21 protein-coding genes are annotated in these 21,315 nt (G+C 41.6%); all 21 read left to right on the top strand.

All coding sequences use genetic code 11. The features are described 5' to 3' along the window. Window positions 1–2: 2 nt before the first annotated feature. From ACEN9X_RS16700 to ACEN9X_RS16600, 21 genes are read left to right on the top strand one after another with little or no spacing between them, the layout of a single operon-like run. Window positions 3–1,031, top strand: coding sequence for a glycosyltransferase family A protein (locus tag ACEN9X_RS16700; protein ID WP_413666212.1), 1,029 nt, complete (start codon window positions 3–5; stop codon window positions 1,029–1,031). Between the two features lie 4 nt (window positions 1,032–1,035). Then, on the top strand, window positions 1,036–1,947 hold the full coding sequence (locus tag ACEN9X_RS16695; protein WP_413666211.1) for a hypothetical protein: 912 nt from the start codon (window positions 1,036–1,038) through the stop codon (window positions 1,945–1,947). Further along, window positions 1,944–2,570 (top strand): acyltransferase, encoded by a 627-nt coding sequence (locus tag ACEN9X_RS16690; RefSeq protein WP_413666210.1) that lies wholly within the window; start codon window positions 1,944–1,946, stop codon window positions 2,568–2,570. Before ACEN9X_RS16695 ends, ACEN9X_RS16690 begins: the two co-directional genes overlap by 4 nt. Beyond that, on the top strand, window positions 2,567–3,466 hold the full coding sequence (locus ACEN9X_RS16685; protein WP_413666209.1) for an NAD-dependent epimerase/dehydratase family protein: 900 nt from the start codon (window positions 2,567–2,569) through the stop codon (window positions 3,464–3,466). The genes ACEN9X_RS16690 and ACEN9X_RS16685 overlap by 4 nt, the downstream gene beginning before the upstream one ends. Beyond that, on the top strand, window positions 3,445–4,590 hold the full coding sequence (locus ACEN9X_RS16680) for a glycosyltransferase (RefSeq protein ID WP_413666208.1): 1,146 nt from the start codon (window positions 3,445–3,447) through the stop codon (window positions 4,588–4,590). Before ACEN9X_RS16685 ends, ACEN9X_RS16680 begins: the two co-directional genes overlap by 22 nt. Window positions 4,591–4,599: 9 nt before the next feature. Further along, on the top strand, window positions 4,600–5,523 hold the full coding sequence (locus tag ACEN9X_RS16675) for a glycosyltransferase family 2 protein (RefSeq protein WP_413666207.1): 924 nt from the start codon (window positions 4,600–4,602) through the stop codon (window positions 5,521–5,523). A 16-nt stretch (window positions 5,524–5,539) separates the two neighbouring features. Then, window positions 5,540–6,253 carry an FkbM family methyltransferase gene (locus ACEN9X_RS16670; RefSeq protein ID WP_413666206.1) on the top strand — a complete coding sequence of 238 codons (714 nt, stop codon included), beginning with the start codon at window positions 5,540–5,542 and terminating at the stop codon, window positions 6,251–6,253. Window positions 6,254–6,257: 4 nt separating this feature from the next. After that, on the top strand, window positions 6,258–7,061 hold the full coding sequence (locus ACEN9X_RS16665) for a hypothetical protein (protein WP_413666205.1): 804 nt from the start codon (window positions 6,258–6,260) through the stop codon (window positions 7,059–7,061). Then, entirely contained in the window at window positions 7,062–8,450 is a 1,389-nt protein-coding gene (locus ACEN9X_RS16660; RefSeq protein WP_413666204.1) for an MBOAT family O-acyltransferase, read from the top strand. After that, window positions 8,450–9,562, top strand: coding sequence for a hypothetical protein (locus ACEN9X_RS16655; RefSeq protein ID WP_413666203.1), 1,113 nt, complete (start codon window positions 8,450–8,452; stop codon window positions 9,560–9,562). The genes ACEN9X_RS16660 and ACEN9X_RS16655 overlap by 1 nt, the downstream gene beginning before the upstream one ends. Continuing rightward, the gene (locus tag ACEN9X_RS16650) at window positions 9,559–10,425 is read left to right on the top strand and encodes a glycosyltransferase family 2 protein (protein WP_413666202.1); all 867 of its coding nucleotides are present in this window, start codon (window positions 9,559–9,561) and stop codon (window positions 10,423–10,425) included. Before ACEN9X_RS16655 ends, ACEN9X_RS16650 begins: the two co-directional genes overlap by 4 nt. After that, complete coding sequence (locus tag ACEN9X_RS16645; protein WP_413666201.1) at window positions 10,422–11,633, top strand: glycosyltransferase family 4 protein; 1,212 nt, start codon at window positions 10,422–10,424, stop codon at window positions 11,631–11,633. The genes ACEN9X_RS16650 and ACEN9X_RS16645 overlap by 4 nt, the downstream gene beginning before the upstream one ends. Beyond that, on the top strand, window positions 11,633–12,553 hold the full coding sequence (locus ACEN9X_RS16640; protein ID WP_413666200.1) for a glycosyltransferase: 921 nt from the start codon (window positions 11,633–11,635) through the stop codon (window positions 12,551–12,553). Before ACEN9X_RS16645 ends, ACEN9X_RS16640 begins: the two co-directional genes overlap by 1 nt. A 2-nt stretch (window positions 12,554–12,555) precedes the next feature. Continuing rightward, window positions 12,556–13,473 carry a hypothetical protein gene (locus tag ACEN9X_RS16635; protein ID WP_413666199.1) on the top strand — a complete coding sequence of 306 codons (918 nt, stop codon included), beginning with the start codon at window positions 12,556–12,558 and terminating at the stop codon, window positions 13,471–13,473. 3 nt (window positions 13,474–13,476) lie between these two features. Next, window positions 13,477–14,409 carry a hypothetical protein gene (locus tag ACEN9X_RS16630; protein ID WP_413666198.1) on the top strand — a complete coding sequence of 311 codons (933 nt, stop codon included), beginning with the start codon at window positions 13,477–13,479 and terminating at the stop codon, window positions 14,407–14,409. Between the two features lie 11 nt (window positions 14,410–14,420). Beyond that, entirely contained in the window at window positions 14,421–15,341 is a 921-nt protein-coding gene (locus ACEN9X_RS16625; RefSeq protein WP_413666197.1) for a glycosyltransferase family 2 protein, read from the top strand. Then, window positions 15,331–16,509 carry a glycosyltransferase gene (locus ACEN9X_RS16620; RefSeq protein WP_413666196.1) on the top strand — a complete coding sequence of 393 codons (1,179 nt, stop codon included), beginning with the start codon at window positions 15,331–15,333 and terminating at the stop codon, window positions 16,507–16,509. The genes ACEN9X_RS16625 and ACEN9X_RS16620 overlap by 11 nt, the downstream gene beginning before the upstream one ends. A gap of 28 nt (window positions 16,510–16,537) precedes the next feature. Beyond that, window positions 16,538–17,566: a glycosyltransferase family 4 protein gene (locus ACEN9X_RS16615; RefSeq protein ID WP_413666195.1), complete on the top strand. Its 1,029-nt coding sequence runs from the start codon at window positions 16,538–16,540 to the stop codon at window positions 17,564–17,566. Beyond that, on the top strand, window positions 17,563–18,780 hold the full coding sequence (locus ACEN9X_RS16610; RefSeq protein WP_413666194.1) for a hypothetical protein: 1,218 nt from the start codon (window positions 17,563–17,565) through the stop codon (window positions 18,778–18,780). Before ACEN9X_RS16615 ends, ACEN9X_RS16610 begins: the two co-directional genes overlap by 4 nt. 3 nt (window positions 18,781–18,783) lie before the next feature. Further along, a complete protein-coding gene (locus tag ACEN9X_RS16605; protein WP_413666193.1) occupies window positions 18,784–20,067 on the top strand; it encodes a glycosyltransferase in 1,284 nt (427 codons plus the stop codon). Between the two features lie 58 nt (window positions 20,068–20,125). Then, entirely contained in the window at window positions 20,126–21,283 is a 1,158-nt protein-coding gene (locus ACEN9X_RS16600) for a glycosyltransferase family 4 protein (protein WP_413666192.1), read from the top strand. Window positions 21,284–21,315: the final 32 nt, after the last annotated feature.

The following is a 21,315-nucleotide window of genomic DNA, read 5'->3' as shown; positions in this document are numbered from 1 at the left end:
AATTGAATAGCGGAGTATCAGTTATTGTTTGTTGTTATAATAGCAGCAAACGGCTTCCCGAAACCATTAAACACCTGGCCTTACAAAAGGTGCCTGTATCTGTTAAATGGGAAGTTATTATTGTTGATAACGCTTCGACAGATGATACCGCGGCTATTGCAAAAACCGAATGGGAGAAATACAGCCTAACCAATCCTCCTTTTACCGTCGTGAACCAACCTGTTGCAGGATTAAGCCATGCCCGGGATATGGGTTTAAGCTATGCAGGGTATGAATATCTCCTTTTTTGCGACGATGACAACTGGCTTTTTGACGATTATGTTGAGCGTGTGTTTCAAATAATGAGCAACGATAGCCAGATAGGTGTATTGGGAGGATGTGGATTGATAGAGGCCGAGCAACCAGTCTTGCTTTCCGAAAAATTACTGAAATCAACCACGGTTTGGGGGCCTCAAACCTGGGCTGCCGATAGTCATTGGGTTTATGGCGCCGGATCTGTTTATCGGAAAAGTATTTTACTTGAACTAAAAAAAGCCAACTGGCGCCAAATAACTACAGGCCGTATAGGTAAAAAACTGCTTTCGGGTGAGGACGTTGAAATGTGCCTGATGAATTATTTAATGGGCTATAAAATAATAGCCGATGATAACCTGAAGTTCAAACACTTTGTTCCGCTTAGCAGGCAAAATATCGCATATGTATTAAAGGCCGCATTTTGGCTAAATTACAGCAGCGTTTTGCTTAATGGTTATTTTGCACTGGTGAATAACAATACACGGTCTATCGGACAGATCATTAATCGTGACCTGCTTTCTTCAGCCAGGTCATTAGCACAATTTATGGCTAAGCTGTTTTATCAAAAAGCAGTTAAACTCCGTCCTATTAGCATCGAACAAAAAATCTTATACCGCCAAAAATGCGGTCAGCTCAAATCATTGTTAGTTAACAGAGCGCTGATAAAAGATCAATATCAGCATATAAAACAAATATTAAAAGCTGTGAAAGCTCCGCAGGGATTTACTCACCATTGAGATTATGGGCTACTCAGTACCTGTACTTTTTTTAATATTTAACCGTCCGGCTTTTACAGATCTGGTTTTTGAAACTATAGCTGAAATTAAACCTAAATACCTGTACATAGCCGCCGACGGGCCAAGACCGGATAAACCTGATGACATTGAGCTATGCGCTAAAACGCGTTCAGTAATTGAACGAATAAACTGGGACTGCGAAATTAAAACGTTGCTAAGAGATAAAAACCTGGGATGCCGATCGGCAGTTAGTGAAGCTATCAGCTGGTTTTTTGAAAACGTAAGCGAAGGTGTTATTTTAGAAGATGACTGCCTGCCCGACCAAACATTTTTCCCTTTTTGTGCAGAGTTACTGGAAAAATATCGCTTCGACGATAAGGTAATGTCGATATCAGGTTCAAACTTATTACCTGAGGGCTGGAAGAAAAACACACAATCATATCATTGGGCACACGGCGGCATTTGGGGCTGGGCTACATGGAAACGTGCATGGGAGCTTTATGATATAGAAATGAAAAGCTGGCCCGAACGGACAACAAAAGATAAGATCAAAGCACAACTTGGCACTACCGACTGGTATAACAGCTATTATGGCTTGTTTGAATCATCTTTCAACAAATCATTAAATACCTGGGATATTCAATGGTTTTACAGCATCTTAATTAACAATGGCATGGCCATTAACCCGTCCGTAAATCTTGTAAAAAACATAGGTTATGGAAATGGGACTCATACCCATTCGGCAGATGATGCCATTGCCGGTTTACCATTAAACGCAATGAACTTTCCGTTGATCCATCCCAAAAAAATGCTTTTGGATATCGACTATTTGAAGCAGGTTTATACACATCTTAACAAAAGATACAAAAGTTCTATATTGAAAAAGGCACTGAGGTTATTGAAAATAAAATCATGAAACAGTTTATAAAAAGGGTATTGCTTGCTTTTTTTGAAAAAATAAACCTTGTTCATTTAATTCACCTGCTTCAGGAAAAACAAAGCAAACGCAATATCCAATTAAGCATTACCGACCTTGGCGCTACCTTTTACCCGGAGGCAGTAATATCAAACTCGCTCGATAAATCAAGGATAGTAGTAGGCAAAGGAACCCATATCCGCGGAATGCTTAACATATTCAAATACGGCGGCAAAATTACAATTGGCGAAAACTGCTACATCGGCGATCATAGCAGGATCTGGTCGGGCGAAAGTATAACCATCGGCAATTTTGTGCAGATATCGCACAATGTAAATATCATAGATACTAACGCCCACGAACTTGAAGCAATGGAAAGAGCCGAACGCTGGATGGACCTGCTACGCAACGGGCATTGGGCCGATAAAGGCAACGTACTTACTGCCCCAATCATCATTGATGATTATGCCTGGATCAGCCTGAATGCTGTGATTTTGAAAGGTGTTACCATTGGCAAAGGTGCTATTGTTGCAGCAGGGGCGGTGGTTACTAAGGATGTTGAACCATTTACAATGGTTGCAGGTAATCCCGCACAATTTATAAAAACACTACCTCAGCAATGAAAATACTTGTCATAGGCTCTAAAGGATTTATCGGTTCGGCTTGCTATAGCTACTTTAAAAGCCAGCCAGGCCATGAAGTTTATGGTGCCGATGTAATGGTAGAATATGACGATCCTAACTACTTTTTGATTGATGCTACCAATGCCGATTTTAAAAAAGTATTCAGCGATTATCAGTTTAACTGGTGTATCAACTGCGCCGGGGCAGCATCTGTGCCAGAATCATTCAATAACCCAGAGCGCGACTATCTGCTAAATGTTCATCACCTGGTAAGTATCCTTAATGCTATAAAGGAGAGCAACAGTAATTGCAGGCTCATTCAAATGTCGAGCGCGGCAGTTTATGGCAATCCGCAAGTACAACCAATTAAAGAAACTCATACGCTTGCCCCGCTTTCACCTTACGGCATTCATAAAAAACAGGCCGAAGAACTTTGCCGTTTGTATCATGATCATTTTGGATTAAGTGTTCATATATTCCGCGTATTCTCGGCATATGGGGCCGGTTTAAAAAAACAACTGTTTTGGGACCTTTATAAAAAAGCGCAAAGCCAGGACAATATTACGTTGTTTGGTACCGGTACCGAAACCAGGGAGTTTATTCATGTTACTGATATTGTAAAGGCCATGGGCCTGTTTATCGCTGCCGATAAGCTCGGGTTCAGCATCACCAATATCGCCAATAATAACACCATCACCATAGCAACCGCCGCCGAAACATTTTTAACGTATATCGGCTTTGCCGGTGCATTATCGTTCACCGGCACCAACCGCGTTGGCGACCCCTTATATTGGCAGGCCGATAACAGCCAGCTGCTAAGCATGGGCTATCAGCAAAAAGTGAGCTTTGACGACGGCATAAATAACTATTGCAAATGGCTAAAAGGAAAAGAATAGGGTTAAGCTATGCCTACAACGAAAACTGGATAGGCGGCACCTATTATATCGAAAACCTCATCAATGCACTAAATTCCCTTAATGATGAGGAAAAACCGCACATTGTTTTACTTACCGATAGTTATGAAAGTTTCAGGGTAGCCGAACAAAAGTTCAATTACCCCTATATCAGCTTTCAGCTCGGCTCGGGTGAAGCAAATAAAGCATTTCAATTTTTGAACAGGGTAACAAACCGATTGTTTAAAATGCGCTTGTTTAGCCAGAAGATAAAAGGGCTTGATGCCGTTTTTCCATATTATAAAAGCGAGCAGCAATCGGCAGCAAAAAAGAAAATATATTGGGTAGCTGATTTCCAGGAACATTTCGCGCCCGAGTTTTTCAGTAAAGATGATATTGCCTCCCGTTTACAAAATCAGCAGGAAATTCAGGCATCAGCCGAGCATTTGATTGTAAGCAGCAATACCGCACTTGGGCATTTTAAATCCATTTTTCCGGCGCATTCTGTACATGTAAATGTGTTGCCTTTTGCTGTAGCACATCCCCCCTACCAGGATCTTGATATCAAATTACTGCTTGAAAAATATCATTTACCTGCGCGTTATTTCATATGCCCCAACCAGTTCTGGAAACATAAAAACCAATTGGTGGTACTAAAGGCTGTTAAAGAATTAAAAACCAAAGGTATTGAAATTACGATAGCATTTACCGGCAATACCAACGATTACCGGAACCCCCATTATTTTATGGAACTGAAGGAATTTGTTGAACAAAACAACATAGGCTGTAACATTAAATTCCTTGGCTTTATTGACCGGCGAGATCAGCTTCAGCTCATGAATAACGCTATTGCCATTATACAGCCGTCACTATTTGAAGGCTGGAGCACCGTTGTTGAAGACGCCAAGCTCATGAATAAGTTTTTGCTGGTTTCAGATATTGAGATCCACAGGGAACAGTTGGTTAACAGCTCGGCTCGTTTTTTTGATCCGCATAATGTAGATCAGTTGGTGCAATTACTTCAGCAAGCCAACGAACAGCAGCCTGCGCCACCACTATTTGAAAAACACACCTATCAGGAAAGCGTTGAAAAAGTTGGTCGCACTTTTTTACAGATCACAGGCTAAACAACAAACATGAATCTTCCTGATCTTCAGTCATATCGTTCAAACTTCATCAGCAAAGGTGTTCAGTTGCCCCTGGTATTAGTACCCGGTACCGATGACGGATTATTGAAACATTTACCTTCGCCCCCACCCGGCAAAACCGGCTGGCCCTGGAACGAACAGGTGGAGCCAGTTGTTTATGATCATAAAATAAACTGGCCTAAGCTTACCATCGTAACCCCTTCCTATAATCAGGCTGATTTTCTGGAACAAACTATCAGGGCAGTGCTCCTACAAAATTACCCCAACCTGGAATATATCATCATTGATGGCGGCAGCAATGATCAATCCAAACAGATCATTGAAAAATATGCCCCCTGGCTTAGCTATTATCAAAGCGAAAAGGATAACGGGCAAAGTCATGCCATTAATATGGGGTTCAGCCTTTCATCGGGCAGGTACCATGCATGGATCAATAGCGACGATTACTACCTTAAAGGCGTTTTTCATAAAGTGATAAGCAAATTCATGAGTGCCAAAGTCGATTTTATATACGGCTACGGCAACGACTATAATGTGCTATCCGGCAAAACAACAACAACCAGGATATTGCCTTTTATTGATTATTTCATTAAAATCCCCGGCCTTGTACAGCCCTCTACCTTTTGGAGTGCCACCATTCATGAGCCCATTTGGGAGGAGCTCCATTGTTCTCTCGACTTTGAATTGTGGCTCAGACTGGTAAAAGGACATAGCAGGGTACTGATCAAAGAGCCGCTTTCTGTAGCAAACGTACACGATCAGGCCAAAACTCATTCGCCAAAAATGAAGGCTCAGTGGGAGGCCGATCATCAGAAAATATGGGCCGCCGATGCACATGGTACAGTACATGAATGGAAAAAGATCGTTTTTTTAAACCGGATCAGGATAAAGCTTTATAGCTGGTTCCGTTAATTACCTAAACCTTCGGATGAATAAATATTATAGCCAGTACCAACAGGATAAGTTTCTAAATGAGGTATTATTCAAAAATAAAAAGAATGGTGTATTTGTGGATATCGGTGCAAACGATGGGGTTACAATAAGTAATTCTTACTTCTTTGAAAAAAACTTAGGCTGGGCTGGCATCTGTTTTGAGCCGCTTACCGAGGCGTTTAATAAACTTGAAGAAAATCGAAGTTCAATTAATATTAATGGTTGCGCCTCTGATAAAAATTACCTGGATACATTTTACAATGTACATGGTTATGGTGAAATGTTAAGTGGCTTAAAATCGAAATATGATGACAGACATTTAGAAAGAATCAACAAAACCCTTGAAGAATACGGAGGTCACATTACCGAAACGGAAGTACAATGTTTAGATATTAACGATACATTGAAAGAAAACAATATTAAAAATATCGATTTTATAAGTGTTGATACCGAAGGAGGCGAATTAAATATTTTGCAGGCAATAGCCTTTGAAGCTTTTAAAATAAAGGCTGTTGTAGTAGAAAACAATTACTCAACACCGGATATTTTTCATTTCATGAGAAGTAAAGGTTACTTCAGAGTAGCATATTTATCGACTGACGAGATTTATTTACACCCTAAACATTACGGTTATATCAAAGCATTGATAATCAGGTACAGGTTAAAGTTCACTAAACTTAGTTCTAAATTTAATCCCGTAAGTCACTAAACATTTGAAACTTCCTATATCAGCTATAATTGTTGGCTATAATGAAGCCCACCTGCTGAAAAACTCACTGCCTAAACTGGCCTTTTGCAAAGAGATCTTGTATTTTGATTTAGGCTCCAAAGATGGATCAAGAGAAGTTGCGGAAAGTTTAGGAGCAAGGGTTACAATTCATGAAAAGGTTGACAGTTGTGAATGGATCCATGCAAAATTTGCCAATAGTACCCAACACAAATGGTTGCTGATCACCGACCCGGACGAGATACTAAGCCAGGAATTGATTGATGAGATTTCGATGTTGTTCAGCGAGCCTGATAAGCTTAAAGGAGTTGGTGAAATCACTGCCCCCTGGATATTTTACTTTAAGAACAAAAAGCTCACCGGCACCCATTGGGGAGGCATTAGCCGGAGGACTTTACTGGTACACAACAAGCGTTTTGAATTTAAAGCACTGATACATGTTGGCCGCAAAGTTTTGCCGGGTTACTCAACCTTTAATATTGAATATACCGGCAAAAACTTCATTCATCATTATTGGATGTCGGGCTATAAGAAGCTATTGGAGAAACACCTGCGATATTTAAGAAACGAAGGTGAGGCCCGTTATAAAACCGGAAGACGGGCAACCGTTAAGGGTATTATAACCGAACCTTTCCGTTCATTTAAATACAGTTATAAATCCAGGCAAGGGTACAAAGATGGGTTTACAGGTTTGTTTCTTTCTGTGTTTTGGGCCTGGTACGAGTGTACCGCACAAATAAAAAACTACAAATATCAGCGTTCCGCCGAAAAAAATAATTTCACCTCCTAAATGCTTTTTAATTCCCTGCTGTTCCTTCTATTTTTTGTAATTGTAACTATTACTTATTACCTGCTGCCGCATAAATTAAGGTGGATGTGGCTTTTAGCCGCAAGCAGCTATTTTTATATGTATTTTAAGCCGGTATACATCCTCATTATTCTTTTTACCATCATTGTTGATTATTGTGCCGGCATCCTGATAGAAAAAGCAACAGGCAAAACCCGCAGGTTTTATCTCATTTTAAGCCTCGTTACTAATATTGGCGTACTGGCATTTTATAAATACTTCAACTTTTTAGCGGGGAACCTGAATTTGCTTTCCGGCTTATTTCACGGTCCGCAAATACCATTACTTGATTTTATATTGCCAATTAGCCTCTCATTCCATACGTTCCAGGCCATGAGTTATACCATCGAGGTTTACCGGGGCAATCAACCCGCCGAACGGCATTTTGGCCTGTATGCCTTGTATGTAATGTTTTATCCTCAAATGGTAGCAGGCCCTATTGAGCGGCCTCAACACATCCTCCCCCAATTGCACCGGGTTAATACCTTCCAAAGCAAGGCTTTTATAACTGGTTTGTTTTTTATGGCGATGGGCCTGTTTAAAAAAGTAGTAATTGCCGATAGGCTTGGCCTTTACGTTGACCCGGTCTTTAACTATCCTCACGGTCACTCGGCGCTTGAATTAATGGTGGCCACCTATTTCTTTGCCTTCCAGATCTATTGTGATTTTAGCGGCTATTCAGATATCGCCATCGGCACGGCCCTGGTTTTGGGTATCGAGCTGATGCAGAACTTTAACTTCCCTTATCTCGCTTCCAATGTTTCTGATTTTTGGAAACGCTGGCATATTTCACTTTCTACCTGGTTTCGTGATTACCTGTACATCCCGCTCGGTGGCAGCAGGGTTAATTTCCAGGTAACCTGCATTAACCTGCTCATTGTGTTTATGATAAGCGGTCTTTGGCATGGTGCTAACTGGAAGTACCTTATTTGGGGGCTAATTCATGGTCTGCTGCTTGTCGCTTATCAGTTGTTCAATAAGTTTAATATCCGTATCAAAGGCTTTACCTTTTTTAAATGGCTTGTCACTTTTAACCTGGTTTGCCTGGCCTGGGTATTTTTTAGGGCGGGTACGGTAACCGATGCTCTTTATATCTTAAATAAAATATTTAGTGGTGGTAGTTTTACCTATTCGGCAGGTAACCTCATGTCGGTACATGAACTTTGGTATTGCACTTTCATCATTATAGCACTGCTGTTAGGTGAACGCCACTTACGAAAAGCGAAGGATTATTCAAATGCCGGCAAGTTACTTCTTATAGGCGGCTTAGTGCTTGCCTGTTATTTTTTGGGAATCTTTAATGAAGCACAATTTATTTATTTCCAGTTTTGATGCGTAAAATTACCGCTTTGCTTATTTTGATCGTTAGTATTGTGCTGCTGGGCAGTTCCATGAACCAGTCGTTCGTTACTAAAATAAAATTTGAAAAGTATTTTGACCACCTGAACCCGCAATCGGTGCAGGAAAGCGCTTTATTTAAAGCGGCTTTTGTTCATTCAGACAAGTGGGATTACGGTGACCTCTACGGGGTTTCTTTTCTGCCACAGTACAAATTTAAACTCGAACCGTTTAAGGAATACCCCTACAAACCCGGCAGACAAAGCACCAATAAAATATTATACATAATAGGCGATAGCTATTTGGCCGATAAAACACTTTCCGGCGCTTTTGACGCGTTCGATAATGTGATCTTCCTTGATCGCCGTTTCGCTTTCGGCCCCATTAAACTGGATGCTGCTAAACAAAACTACCTGATGATGGAATTTTCAGAACGTAACCTTAACGGCTATGATATTAACAAAACTTTTGAAATTCGGTGGACGACCAAGGACATCAAAAATGCTGTAAACGTTAGCAATAAACCGCTACCAGGAGGCCCGCCGCTTCCACATGAGTCTATTTTTGAACGATTGGGCAGGATCATCTTTCATAAAGATTTAAGCCGCAACCTCGAATTAATTCTTTTCGATAATAAACTGGCAACTCCCTTTAAAGAAGCTAAAGCATCACTAAACTACAAACTTTTTGATCGCGTAGCCAATGAGGTAGTGGTAAGTACTGATAAAAAGAGGTTGCTTTTTAATACAACTGTTGATACCAGCAGCGTGCAGTCGGCCTTCAGGCCAAAGACTGAGCATGGAATAGATTCTATTATTAACAACCTGGATATCGCAAAAAATTATTATCTGAGCATCGGCTTCAAAAAAGTTTTCCTTTCAGTGATCCCAAATCCGGTTTCTGTTTATGATGATAAACGGATGCCCTATAATCACCTGCTGGAAAGGGTTGAACAAAAAACGGATCTTACAGTAATTCCACTGTATAATATTTTCAAAGCCGACAAGCGCAATCTATTCTATCGCAGCGATTCGCACTGGAACCCGCAGGGACTGGACATCTGGGTAACTGAAGCCAACAAAGTTTTAACCTCAAACGTTAATTGAGCCCGTTTTTTTCCATCATCATACCGCTGTATAATTGTGAAGGCACCTTACAGCAGGCATTAGATAGCATTACCAACCAGGTTTTTAAAAACTACGAACTGGTTTTGGTTGATGGCGGCTCAAATGATGATACACAGTTTATCATCAGCAAATTCAAAAAAGCCAGTGATCACCATATCCAATTCATCTCCGAACCCGACAGGGGTATTTACGATGCTATGAATAAAGGCATTGATATGGCAACCGGGCAATGGCTTTATTTTATAGGTGGCGATGATACTTTCAGCAATACCACAGTGTTAGAGCAGGTTTATCGGGCAATACAAAATGAGCCTGCCCATCTTGTATATGGCAATGTAACAGGCACTATATCAAATACAAAATACGCTGATGATACAGTTAACAAAGTATTATCGCGCGGAATCCACCACCAGGGCATTTTTTATAAACGCGAAATATTTGACTATACAGGCAAATACAACCTGAAGTTCAGGGTGGCAGCCGACTATCATTTAACACTCAAAGTGTTCGGTAACCCGGCATTTAAAACCAAATACATCGACCTGGATATTGCAAGCTTTGGTGAAGCGGGTTTAAGTTCATCAGTTTACGACTACCGTTTTTACAGTTATCATTATAAATTGCTGTCGATAAATAAAGCATTAAATAAAATTGAGGACAGAGCAACCCTCCTGCAGCAATCCATATACTGCTGCCTTTGGTTGGTGAAGGAAAAACAAAGCATGACTTTTGCCTGGGCAAATATCCTGTATTACATAACCGGCGCCAACGGGCTTGGCATCTCATTCAGGATTAAAACTTTTTTAAGGATGATATACTGGAGCTTAAAGCCTAAACCATGACCACAGCGCTGGTAACACCTTACTTCCCTGATGAGCATACCATTGATAGTGGCATAGCTAATCACTACCTGCTGCTGGCACAAAGTTTAGCAGCAAAAGGGAATAAGGTTATCGTGGTACACGTAAGACCGCGCCATAAAAATGAGCCGGATAATTTTAGTAAACATACCCTTGCAGAAGGGATCATTGTACTTACCTATAAAGTTAAACTACCTGTTACTATCAATAAGCTTTTTAAGCATAAATGGGCTATCATTGATTTTGCATTGAAGATCAGATCCATGCGTGTTACATCGCAGGTTTTAAGGAAGCTTATTCAGCAATATGGCATTGAGGTAATTGAAACAACCAGCTATCTTTCGCTGTGCTATTTTTTGCCATACAAAAAACTCAAAGCTCCGGTAGCCGTAAGGGTAAGCACTACCTTTTCGCAGATCATGAATGAGCATTACCCTTTTAAGTCAAGAGGAATGGATCTGATAGCCAAAATGGAGATAAGTTTCATTAAAAGGAGCAGGTATATACTTACCCATGCCCATAGCCATGCACTGGAATTGGAACGCCTTTATGATATCGATGCCAGGCGATTTGAAATTATTCCGCATGGTATTGATCTACCTGTTATAGCTGATGATGCTACCACCCGTGAAGTAATTAAAATATTATACGCAGGGCGGTTTGAGTACCGCAAAGGCACTGATGTTTTGCTTGCGGCAATCCCCCTTGTGTTACAGAAAACTCCAAATGTTGTATTTCAGCTAATTGGCAGCGATACCGGTAACGATTACCAAAACAGATTTAAGAACGATAACCCTGAGGCTGTTTTACAAAAAGTTGTTTTCGGCGGGAAGGTTGATCATGATGCATTATTACGGGCCTACCAGTCGTGTGATATTTTTGTCGCCCCGTCACGGTATGAATCATTCGGGTTAATATTTATTGAATCCATGAGTTATGGCAAACCAGTTATAGGCTGCAGCGTTGGTGGTGTACCCGAAATTATTACCGATAACTATAACGGTTTATTTGCCGAAGCAGGCAACGCGCAAAGCCTTGCCGATAAAATTATCCGTTTGGTTGATGATTGTGATTTAAGAAAGCAACTCGGTTCAAATGCCCGCAAAACCGTTGAAGATAAATTTACCGGCGATAGGTTAGCCGCTAATTCATTGGCATATTATAATAAGATAATCAAGGATTTTAACTGATGCAGCTTTCGGTAATTATTCCTACTTACAATCCTGATGTTGCGAGATTACAGCAAACGCTTTTGGCTTTAAAAAAACAATCGCTGCCTGCTGATGAATGGGAATTGGTTATCATCGACAATAATTCTACCAACAATTTTGAGCAGCAAATTAATTTAGGCTGGCACCCTGCTGCAAAAATTGTAAGGGAAATAAAACAGGGGCTTACTTATACGCGCCTCAAAGGTTTTAATGAATCAACAGGAGATCTCACTGTAATGGTCGATGATGATAATATCCTTGACGCAGATTACCTCGAAAAAGCATTGAACATTTTTGGCCAAAATCCCAAAATGGGAGCTATAGGAGGTAAATCAATTCCGTTGTTTGAAACTACTCCACCCGAATGGCTGAGCGAGTTTTACGGAAGCCTGGCCTTGCGTAACCTGGGTGATGAGCCCATCATCGCAATGTGGAACAACGAATACCCAAACGCCGCACCTATCGGTGCAGGAATGGCGATAAGGCGGGAAGCTATTACATCCTATATCAAAAAAATCGCATCCGGAAACAACAACATCAGCGACAGGACAGGACATTCCCTAAGTTCGGGCGGTGATAATGATATGGTGCTCGAAATCCTTAAAAGCGGCTGGCAGGTTGGTTATTTCCCGGAACTGATGTTGCAGCATATTATTCCGGCTCAGCGCATGGAGGCGGATTACCTGGCCCGCCTGCTTAATAACACCAATAAATCATGGGTACAGTTACTGCAAAGCCATGATATAAACCCATGGCAACAGGTAACAAAAGCAGGTGCTTTATTGCGTAAGACAAAAGCCTGGTTTACCTATAAGGCCTGGAAAAGTAAGCCCGATTATATCAAATGGCAGGGAGCGTGCGGCACGTTTGATGGACTGGCATCCTTCCCCCATAAATAGCAATGCAATCGCTTATTAATTTTTTATATCGTAACCCGCGTTCACAACTGCAAAAGTTCAGGCGTTTTGGTGGCTATCTTAACTACCGCAGCATGATGAACGGACGCAGGGAGATGGAACAGCGTTCGGTTGAATTGCCGCCGGTAATTTCATATGCCGATGGATTGCCGGTTTACTTTTTAACGGGTAAAAACTACCTGTATCAAACGCTTTATTGCATCCAGTCATTAATTAAATCATCCTCGGCAAAATTTAAATTCATCCTGGTTGACGACGGCAGTTTTAATGCCGAACTACTTAAGAGAGTAGAAAGACAGCTACCCGGCGCACAGGTTATTACACAGGACAGGATCAGCGAAAACCTTCAAAATGCTTTGCCCGAAGCACGCTATCCCTATCTTCATAAAAAAAGAGCGGTTTATCCTCATATCAAAAAACTAACCGATGTACACACCATTCCCGGCGACGCATGGAAACTGGTGCTGGATTCGGATATGCTTTTTTGGCGTGAACCTATAGATCTGATCAATTGGCTCAATCATCCGCAGCGCCCCCTGCACATGGTTGATTGTACCGAAGCCTATGGTTACTCGCAACAACTCATGGAGCAACTGGCAGCTTCAGCTATAAAACCATTACTTAATGTAGGCGCTATTGGTTTAAAAAGCAATGATATCGACTGGGACAAGCTGGAAAACTGGGTTAAAACACTGGAAGAGCGGGAAGGGACATCTTATTATTTAGAACAAGCACTCTCGGCCATGCTTATAGGGAGTGCTGATGCCACAGTTTTGAAAGCCGAAGAATATATTGTTAATCCCGCGCCCGATCAGATCAACAGCAAAGCTGGCATCCTACATCATTATGTCGACCTTTCAAAAGAAGGTTACTTTAAACACACCTGGAAACATTTTTTATAGCTCGTGACCTTAGGTAAAATAGCATACAAATACTTTTTTAAACCCACCTTTTCGGCAAGGTACCATATCAGCCATTTCGGGTTGAAGGGCTGGCTAAACATGCAACGAGGCGAACAGCAAATGAAAAAGGCAGCACTGAAGTTGCCGCCGGTTAAGCTTTCAACAGATAAAACCCTTGAAGTAAACTTCCTGACAGGGGCAAAATACTGGCACCAAACTATTTTTTGTGCTTATACATTGGCTCGTCACCTGGATGGCCGGTTAGGGATCAGGCTATATTCAGACGGAACACTTACCGATGAGCATATCGGTTTTGTAAACCGGGTATTGCCAGGCATTGAAGCCATATCCGAGCAGCAGGTGTTACAACATCTCGACCTTGTTTTACCAAGGCATCATTTTCCAACATTAAGGTATTTGCGTAACTGGCACCCCTTTTTTCGCAGGTTGATAGATATTCATACTTCACCCTCATGGACAATCCATATGGATAGCGATATGATTTTTTTCGATAAACCTGATCAAATCCAGGAGGCGTATAAATGCAAAACAGCTGTTTACATGAAAGAACAGCTGGCAAACTCCTACTTTGTCGATAACGAGGATATACTCAGGGATAAACATGGCATCAGCTGTATAAAAAGCGTTAACGGCGGCATCATAGCTTATGATAACGATAAAATTGATTATGCCCACCTTGAAGAAAAAGCCAGGCTACTGCTACAACACTATCCTCATGCGGGGCCGGCCCAGGTTGAACAAACATTGATGAGCTATGTGCTGTATCAGCAAAACGCTGAAGCACTTGATGATAAATTATACAGCATCTTTTACGATAATAAACCCGGCTTTAAAAGTCAAAACATCGTACGCCATTATATTTTCAAAGCTAAACTGCCCTATTTTACTACCGAGTGGAAAAAAGTAACCCGTTAGTATCTATTTGCATGCCCGCCTATAATGCAGGCAAATATATTGGCGAGGCTGTTCGTTCAATACTTGAGCAAACCTACACTAACCTGGAGCTTATTATTGTTAACGATGGTTCAACAGATGATACTTCCATAGTACTTAAACAGTTTGCCGATCCGCGTATCAGCATTCATCAGCAGGAAAACAGCGGTCAGTGCGCAGCCGCAAATAAAGCCTTTAATCTTTCAAAAGGACGGCTTATCAAATTTATGGATGCCGACGATATGATCTCACCCGGTTATATCGCCGAACAGGTTAACCGCATTGGTGATTGTGAGGATGTGGTGGCCTCCGCTGCCTGGGGCCGTTTTTATAATGACGATATCAATACTTTTAAACTGAACGAAGAGTTCATCGGTCAGGACTGCAAACCTATCGACTGGCTGGTATCATCTATGGATGGCAAACAGGCAATGATGCAATGTGCCTTATGGCTAATTCCAAGGGCTATACTTGAACAATCGGGTTTATGGGATGAGCGGTTAAGCCTTGTAAATGATTTTGAATTTATTACACGCGTGTTATTGCATGCAAACAAAATTCGCTTCGCCCAAAATGCTGTTTTGTATTACCGGAGTGGTATCAGCAATTCGCTGTCTGCATTAACGTCCAGGCGGGGGATTGAATCGGCATTTACATCTATTTATAAAGGTACAACATACATGCTGCAGTATGAAAATAGCGCAAGGGTAAGAACCGCCGTTGCCGATTGTTTGCAAAATTTTGTTTATGCGTATTATCCCCACCATCCCGATATTATGAACAAGGCCCAACAGCGCATTGATGAGTTAGGCGGCTCAAAAGCACAGTTCCCGGCGGGCGGCTACACCAAAGTGCTAAATCGGTTCATAGGCTGGAAATTAACACAAAAATTTAAAGCCTTCTTTGGCAGATAATATATCCATGCGCATACTGCTTTCATTTTTACAGGATAAAGTAAGCAAGCCCCATCCCGTGCCCTCCTACCGCTTTTGGCAACATTATATTAAAAATGGTATTGAGGAGGCTGGCATGAGCTATATTGAAGTACCGGAGGTTGATTGGGCCGAAGGTTTGGTATACGATGAAGGTTCGGCTGCTTTGCAAAACTGGCAGGAACAGAGTTGGCAGGCAACCATCAATTATATTAAAGCCAACCGGCAAAACATCGATATTTTTTTAGCTTACCTGTATCCGAGGCAAATACAAGTGGATGCTATAGAACAGATCAGGAAAATGGGAATCCCCTGTGTTAATTTTTATTGCGATAACATCAGGGAGTTTAAAACGGCACCGGCAAAGTTCAGGATCTTTGATTTGATTTGGGTTCCTGAATTTGAGGCTTTAACTATGTACAAGAAAGCTGGGGTAAAGCATATCAACCTGCCAATGCCTATGTGGGTAGAGCCCCAATTAAGGCAGCATATTCCGGTCCATGAACAACCTGGCATATCATTTATTGGCTCAAAAGACATATTGCGGGAAAATCTCTTAGCGCAGGCCATTCAAAAAGGCCTTCCGCTAAGCATTCGCGGTGCAGGCTGGTTAACGAATGATACACCCCCACCATTTGTACCGGGTTCTGCCTATCAAAAGCTCATTAATCAGGTTAATTTTACAAAACAGCATGGACTTTCAGGATTGTCCATCAAAGTTCAACAGCAATTAAACAAACTCCCCGTTATCCCGATTAACGGCGATCATATATTTGCAAGCCCTGATTTTGATGAGTATATCAACATCACCCAAAGCAGTATGGTTACCCTGGGTATTAACCGGGTACCAACGTTTAAACGTCCCCACAACAATCCGCTAACCTATTCCCGGTTGCGTGATATAGAAGCCCCGATGCTTGGCGCCTGCTACCTTACCGAATATTGCCAAGGCATTGATGAGCTTTACGATACAGAACAGGAAATTAACGTTTACCGCACTATTGATGAACTGGTGCAAAAAGCAACTGAACTGCTCAGCAACAAAGAAAAAAGGGATAAGCTAAGGATCAACGGGCAGCAAAGGGCATTGAACGATCACGCCATCTCTTCATCGTTAAAAAAAATAAAGAGGGCTATTTTTGACAAATAAACGTACATAACAAACCTATCTTAAACCTTTGAAAATAGCCATTATCGTAAATCCGCTGATCCCTGTACCTCCCGAGCAATACGGTGGTATTGAACGCATTGTTTTTATGCTGATCCAGGAGCTTAAAAAAAACGGGCATGATGTTACCCTATATGCCAATGAACATTCGCAGCCGGGCTGCAAACTCGTTGGTTTCCGCGAATCCACGCATTATGGGATAAAAGATCTGGTGAAGATCAACCGGCTTACTTCAAAAATTGCTTTTCAGCATTTTGATATTGTGCACACTTTCGGCCGCATGAACAATATTGCTTTACTCATGTTAAGCCGGATTCCCAAAATAGTGTCATACCAGTTGCCACCTACCCTATCGCAGGTTAAAAAAGCAGTTAGCATTGCTTATAAACATTCACTCAGGTTTACCGCCTGCAGCAACTACATAGCCAATCAAATAACTGCTTTTGCCGATGTAACCACTATTTATAACGGGGTTGACATCAACGATTACGATTTCAATGCCGATGTTGCCCCTGATGCGCCTCTTACTTTTTTAGGCCGGATCCAGCACGAAAAAGGAACAGCTATTGCCATACATGCAGCAAAAAAAACTAATCAAAAACTGGTAATAGCAGGTAACATACCTAACGAGCCAAAACATCAACAATATTTTGATGAACAGGTAAAACCTTATATAGATGGCGAACAGATCAAATACATAGGCCCGGTTAACAATAGCCAAAAAAACCAATTGCTCCGTAATTCAAAAGCCTTCCTGATGCCTGTAACCTGGGATGAGCCCTTTGGCATTGTAATGGCCGAGGCACTGGCCTGCGGCACGCCCGTTATCGGTTTTAAACGTGGCGCTGTTCCGGAGGTAGTAACCAACGGATTAAACGGTTTTGTATGCGATACGGAGGTCGATATGATAAAGGCAATTAACCATATTGATAGCATCAACAGGGCAGCCTGCCGGCAGGTGGCCGAACAAAAATTCAGCGCCGGGGTGCTGGCCAAACAATACGAGGAGTTATACCAACTGGCAACGCGTAAAAATTGAAGAACGTTACTTTCATTACTACCGGTCAGCCTACTACCAATCCGCGCCTGGTTAAAGAGGCCGAAATATTGCATAAGCTTGGTTATAGCGTTAAAGTTATCTATTGCTTTTACCAGCAATGGGCACAAAAAGCCGATAAGACTTTAACAGAAAAGTATCCTGGCATGTATATTTATTGTGGCGGAGATCCGGTTGTGAAAAAGGCAAGTTATTTTAAAACGCGTATCCGCCAAAAGCTAAGTACGCTGCTATTTAAATATACCCGAAATTTCGGCATCCCGGAAAACGCCATCAGCCGTAGCCATATTGAAGCCTTGGCTATCGCAAAAAAAATAAAAACAGACCTCTACATAGCCCATAACCTCGGCGCACTGCCAGCTGCAGTATTAGCAGCAAAACGCAATGGTGCCAAAGTTGGTTACGATGCAGAGGATATGCATTCGGGCCAGTTTACTTCAACTCATGACGAAAGCTATCGCCTCAATAAATACATTGAAGAAAAATATTTTAGCCGGGTTGATTATTTTACGGCGGCAAGCCTGCTCATAGCCCAATATTACAAACACGAATACGGTTACTTAAGCCCTGTTGTTATAAACAATGTGTTCCCTAAAACAACGTTGAATATCGTCCAAAACTATAAAGCCAATGAGCCATTAAAACTGTTTTGGTTTTCGCAAACGATAGGCCCGGAAAGAGGATTGGAAGATATTATCAAAGCAATGGCAGCTACTAAAGGTAATGTACAATTACATCTGCTGGGCAATTGCAGTGAAAACAACAGATTGGCATTGTTAAACCTTGGCGATGAGCTTAAATTAAACGCGGATCAACTTCAGTTCCATGAACCTATTGCTGCTGATGAGATCTTCAGTTTTGCGAGCCGCTTTGATATCGGCATGGCTACCGAAACAGGGGTGCCTTTAAACAGGGATATCTGCCTCACCAACAAAATCTTTACTTATGTACAATGCGGCCTTGCCATGATAGCAAGCGATACACAGGCACAAAAACTGTTTATGGAACAATATCCGGCTACCGGAAAATTATATCAAAAACACAATTTGCAATCACTAACGGATTCTATCAGTTTTTATATTGAGAATCCGGATGTTTTATATCAAACACGCCTTCAAAACTACCAATTAGGGCAAACAACCTTAAACTGGGAAACTGAAAGCAGGGTATTTTTAAACCTGGTTCAAAATCTATAACACTTGAATAAAAAGCTCCTCATTATTTCGCCATACTTCCCACCTGTAAATGCGGCGGATATGCAGCGCGTAAGAATGAGCCTTCCTTATTTTGCAGCCTGTGGCTGGGATCCAGAGGTGGTAACCATTGACGAACAATATGCCGACCAGGCCAAAGATGAGCTATTGCTGCAAAGCCTGCCTTCGGGTATTAAAATTCACAAAGTAAAAGCTTTAAGCAAGAAATTGACTTCAAAAGTAGGGCTGGGTAGTATTGCTATCCGCTCATTATGGTATTACCGTAAAACGGTTAACCGCTTGCTGAAGAATAACAAGTTTGACCTCATTTATTTTTCAACCACACAATTCCCGGTTTGTATTTTGGGGGCTTACTGGAAAAAGCGTTTCGGGGTTCCCTATGTTATTGACATGCAGGACCCCTGGCATTCCGATTATTATATCAATAAGCCAAAAAACGAACAGCCCCCTAAATATTGGTTTGCCTATCGCTTAAACAAATACCTGGAGCCCATAGCGGTAAAAAATGTAGCTGGACTGATCAGCGTATCATCTGCCTATATCGACGAGCTTAAATCACGTTATCCTGTAATTCAGAATATCCCGGCGGCAACCATAACCTTCGGGGCTTTTGAACCAGATTTGCAAATAGCAAAAGACAATGAAAAGCTTTTTCCCAATTTGCTTGATGAGAGCTCTGTTAATGTGGTATATATAGGTCGCGGGGGTAAGGATATGCACAAAGCCATAAGCCCGGTGTTTGAAGCATTGCAAACCGGATTAAAGAAAGACAAAGAGCAATACATTAAAATAAAACTTTACTTCATCGGTACCAGTTATGCCCCCGCCGGGCAGGGAATAGCAACAATACAACCTTTGGCCAAACAATATGGTATTGCGGACCATGTTGTTGAAATTACCGACAGGATCAGCTACTATCAAACACTACTCACACTACAACAGGCCGATGCACTGTTCATCCCGGGATCTGACGATCCCAAATATACGGCATCAAAAATATTCCCGTACCTGCTCACAAAAAAAACTGTGTTAGCTGTATTTAATGCTGCAAGCTCTGCAATACCCATTATGCAGCAGTATGGTGTAGAACATGTTTACAGCTACGATAATATTACTAATGAAAATGTATTCACATTTTTCAATCAGCTAATTCAGGGCGGTTTAAAACCGGTTGAATATAATACTGATGCTGTAAAAGAATATTCAGCGCAGGAAATGACACTGGCACAGTGCCGCTTATTTGATAAAGTCATTTGTGCAGACCGTTAAATAAATGAAGTTTTATTCTGAAAGCAATCTTGGCAAAATAATGGGCGAAACTATTTAAATGAAGAAATTAGCCATTGTTATCACCCACCCTATACAGTACTACGCCCCGGTATTTAAGCTGTTGCAGCAACAGCAAAAAATAAGTATCATGGTATTCTATACCTGGGGCGAGGGTGCCATGCAAAAGTTTGATCCCGGCTTCGGCAAAAATATCAGCTGGGACCTTCCGCTGCTTGAGGGTTATCCTTATCAATGGGTAAAAAACATTTCGGCCGATCCGGGATCACATCACTCAAAAGGGATCGACAATCCTGATCTTATTAATCAGATAAATACCTGGCAGCCTGATGCCGTATTGGTATATGGCTGGTTTTATAAAAGCCACCTTAAAACCCTTAAACATTTTAAAGGCAAAGTCCCCGTCATTTTCCGGGGCGATTCAACTTTACTTGACCATACCGGCGGGATTAAATCATTATTGCGAAGCTTGTTTTTAAAGTGGGTTTACCGAAACGTTGATTACGCGCTGTACACCGGTTCAAATAATAGGGCATATTTTAAGAAATGCGGGTTAAAAGAAACACAATTGTTTTTTGCGCCGCATGCAGTAGATAATGATCGATTTGCTACCGGCAGAACACATGAGGCACAGGCACTGCGCAATCAGTTGGGGATAGAAGATGATGAAAAGCTCCTGCTTTTTGCGGGTAAATTTGAAAATAAAAAAGGCCCATTATTGCTGCTTGAAGCCTTTGCTGATGTAAACTTACCGGATACCCACCTACTGTTTGCGGGGAACGGAATTTTAGAGACAGAACTCAAAAACAAGGCCAGCCTGCATAAAAACGTACACTTTATTGATTTTCAAAACCAGCTTTATATCCCCGTAGTTTATCAGGCCTGCGATATCTTTTGCCTCCCTTCAAAAGGGCCCGGTGAAACCTGGGGACTGGCCATAAACGAAGCAATGGCCTGCAGTAAGGCAATACTCATATCAAACAAGGTTGGTGCGGGCACTGATCTGGTAAAGGATCATAAAAACGGCATGATCTTTAATGCCGGCGACTTTACCGATTTAAAAAGCAAACTAAAAACATTGCTTCTGTATAATAAAACTGCTTTATTTACAATGGGACAGCAGTCTGGGGAAATTATTGAAGGATGGAGCTTTGGCAAACAGGTTGAAGCGATAGAACAATTAGTGTTAGGCCTATAATTAAGCCGGAAGTCGCAAGTCAGATTTCTGAC

Origin of the sequence: Mucilaginibacter sp. Mucisp86, assembly GCF_047324315.1 — a bacterium.
In the GTDB taxonomy this organism is placed as follows: Bacteria; Bacteroidota; Bacteroidia; order Sphingobacteriales; family Sphingobacteriaceae; genus Mucilaginibacter.
This window is presented reverse-complemented; position numbering and strand designations above follow the sequence as displayed.

What these genes read in the sequence shown, in the direction of transcription:
- ACEN9X_RS16675 (WP_413666207.1), top strand. Translation starts at nt 4,600, where the DNA reads ATGAATCTTCCTGATCTTCAGTCATATCGTTCAAACTTCATCAGCAAA.
- ACEN9X_RS16635 (WP_413666199.1), top strand. Translation starts at nt 12,556, where the DNA reads ATGCAATCGCTTATTAATTTTTTATATCGTAACCCGCGTTCACAACTG.
- ACEN9X_RS16670 (WP_413666206.1), top strand. Translation starts at nt 5,540, where the DNA reads ATGAATAAATATTATAGCCAGTACCAACAGGATAAGTTTCTAAATGAG.
- ACEN9X_RS16660 (WP_413666204.1), top strand. Translation starts at nt 7,062, where the DNA reads ATGCTTTTTAATTCCCTGCTGTTCCTTCTATTTTTTGTAATTGTAACT.
- ACEN9X_RS16640 (WP_413666200.1), top strand. Translation starts at nt 11,633, where the DNA reads ATGCAGCTTTCGGTAATTATTCCTACTTACAATCCTGATGTTGCGAGA.
- ACEN9X_RS16680 (WP_413666208.1), top strand. Translation starts at nt 3,445, where the DNA reads ATGGCTAAAAGGAAAAGAATAGGGTTAAGCTATGCCTACAACGAAAAC.
- ACEN9X_RS16625 (WP_413666197.1), top strand. Translation starts at nt 14,421, where the DNA reads ATGCCCGCCTATAATGCAGGCAAATATATTGGCGAGGCTGTTCGTTCA.
- ACEN9X_RS16690 (WP_413666210.1), top strand. Translation starts at nt 1,944, where the DNA reads ATGAAACAGTTTATAAAAAGGGTATTGCTTGCTTTTTTTGAAAAAATA.
- ACEN9X_RS16600 (WP_413666192.1), top strand. Translation starts at nt 20,126, where the DNA reads ATGAAGAAATTAGCCATTGTTATCACCCACCCTATACAGTACTACGCC.
- ACEN9X_RS16685 (WP_413666209.1), top strand. Translation starts at nt 2,567, where the DNA reads ATGAAAATACTTGTCATAGGCTCTAAAGGATTTATCGGTTCGGCTTGC.
- ACEN9X_RS16645 (WP_413666201.1), top strand. Translation starts at nt 10,422, where the DNA reads ATGACCACAGCGCTGGTAACACCTTACTTCCCTGATGAGCATACCATT.
- ACEN9X_RS16695 (WP_413666211.1), top strand. Translation starts at nt 1,036, where the DNA reads ATGGGCTACTCAGTACCTGTACTTTTTTTAATATTTAACCGTCCGGCT.
- ACEN9X_RS16655 (WP_413666203.1), top strand. Translation starts at nt 8,450, where the DNA reads ATGCGTAAAATTACCGCTTTGCTTATTTTGATCGTTAGTATTGTGCTG.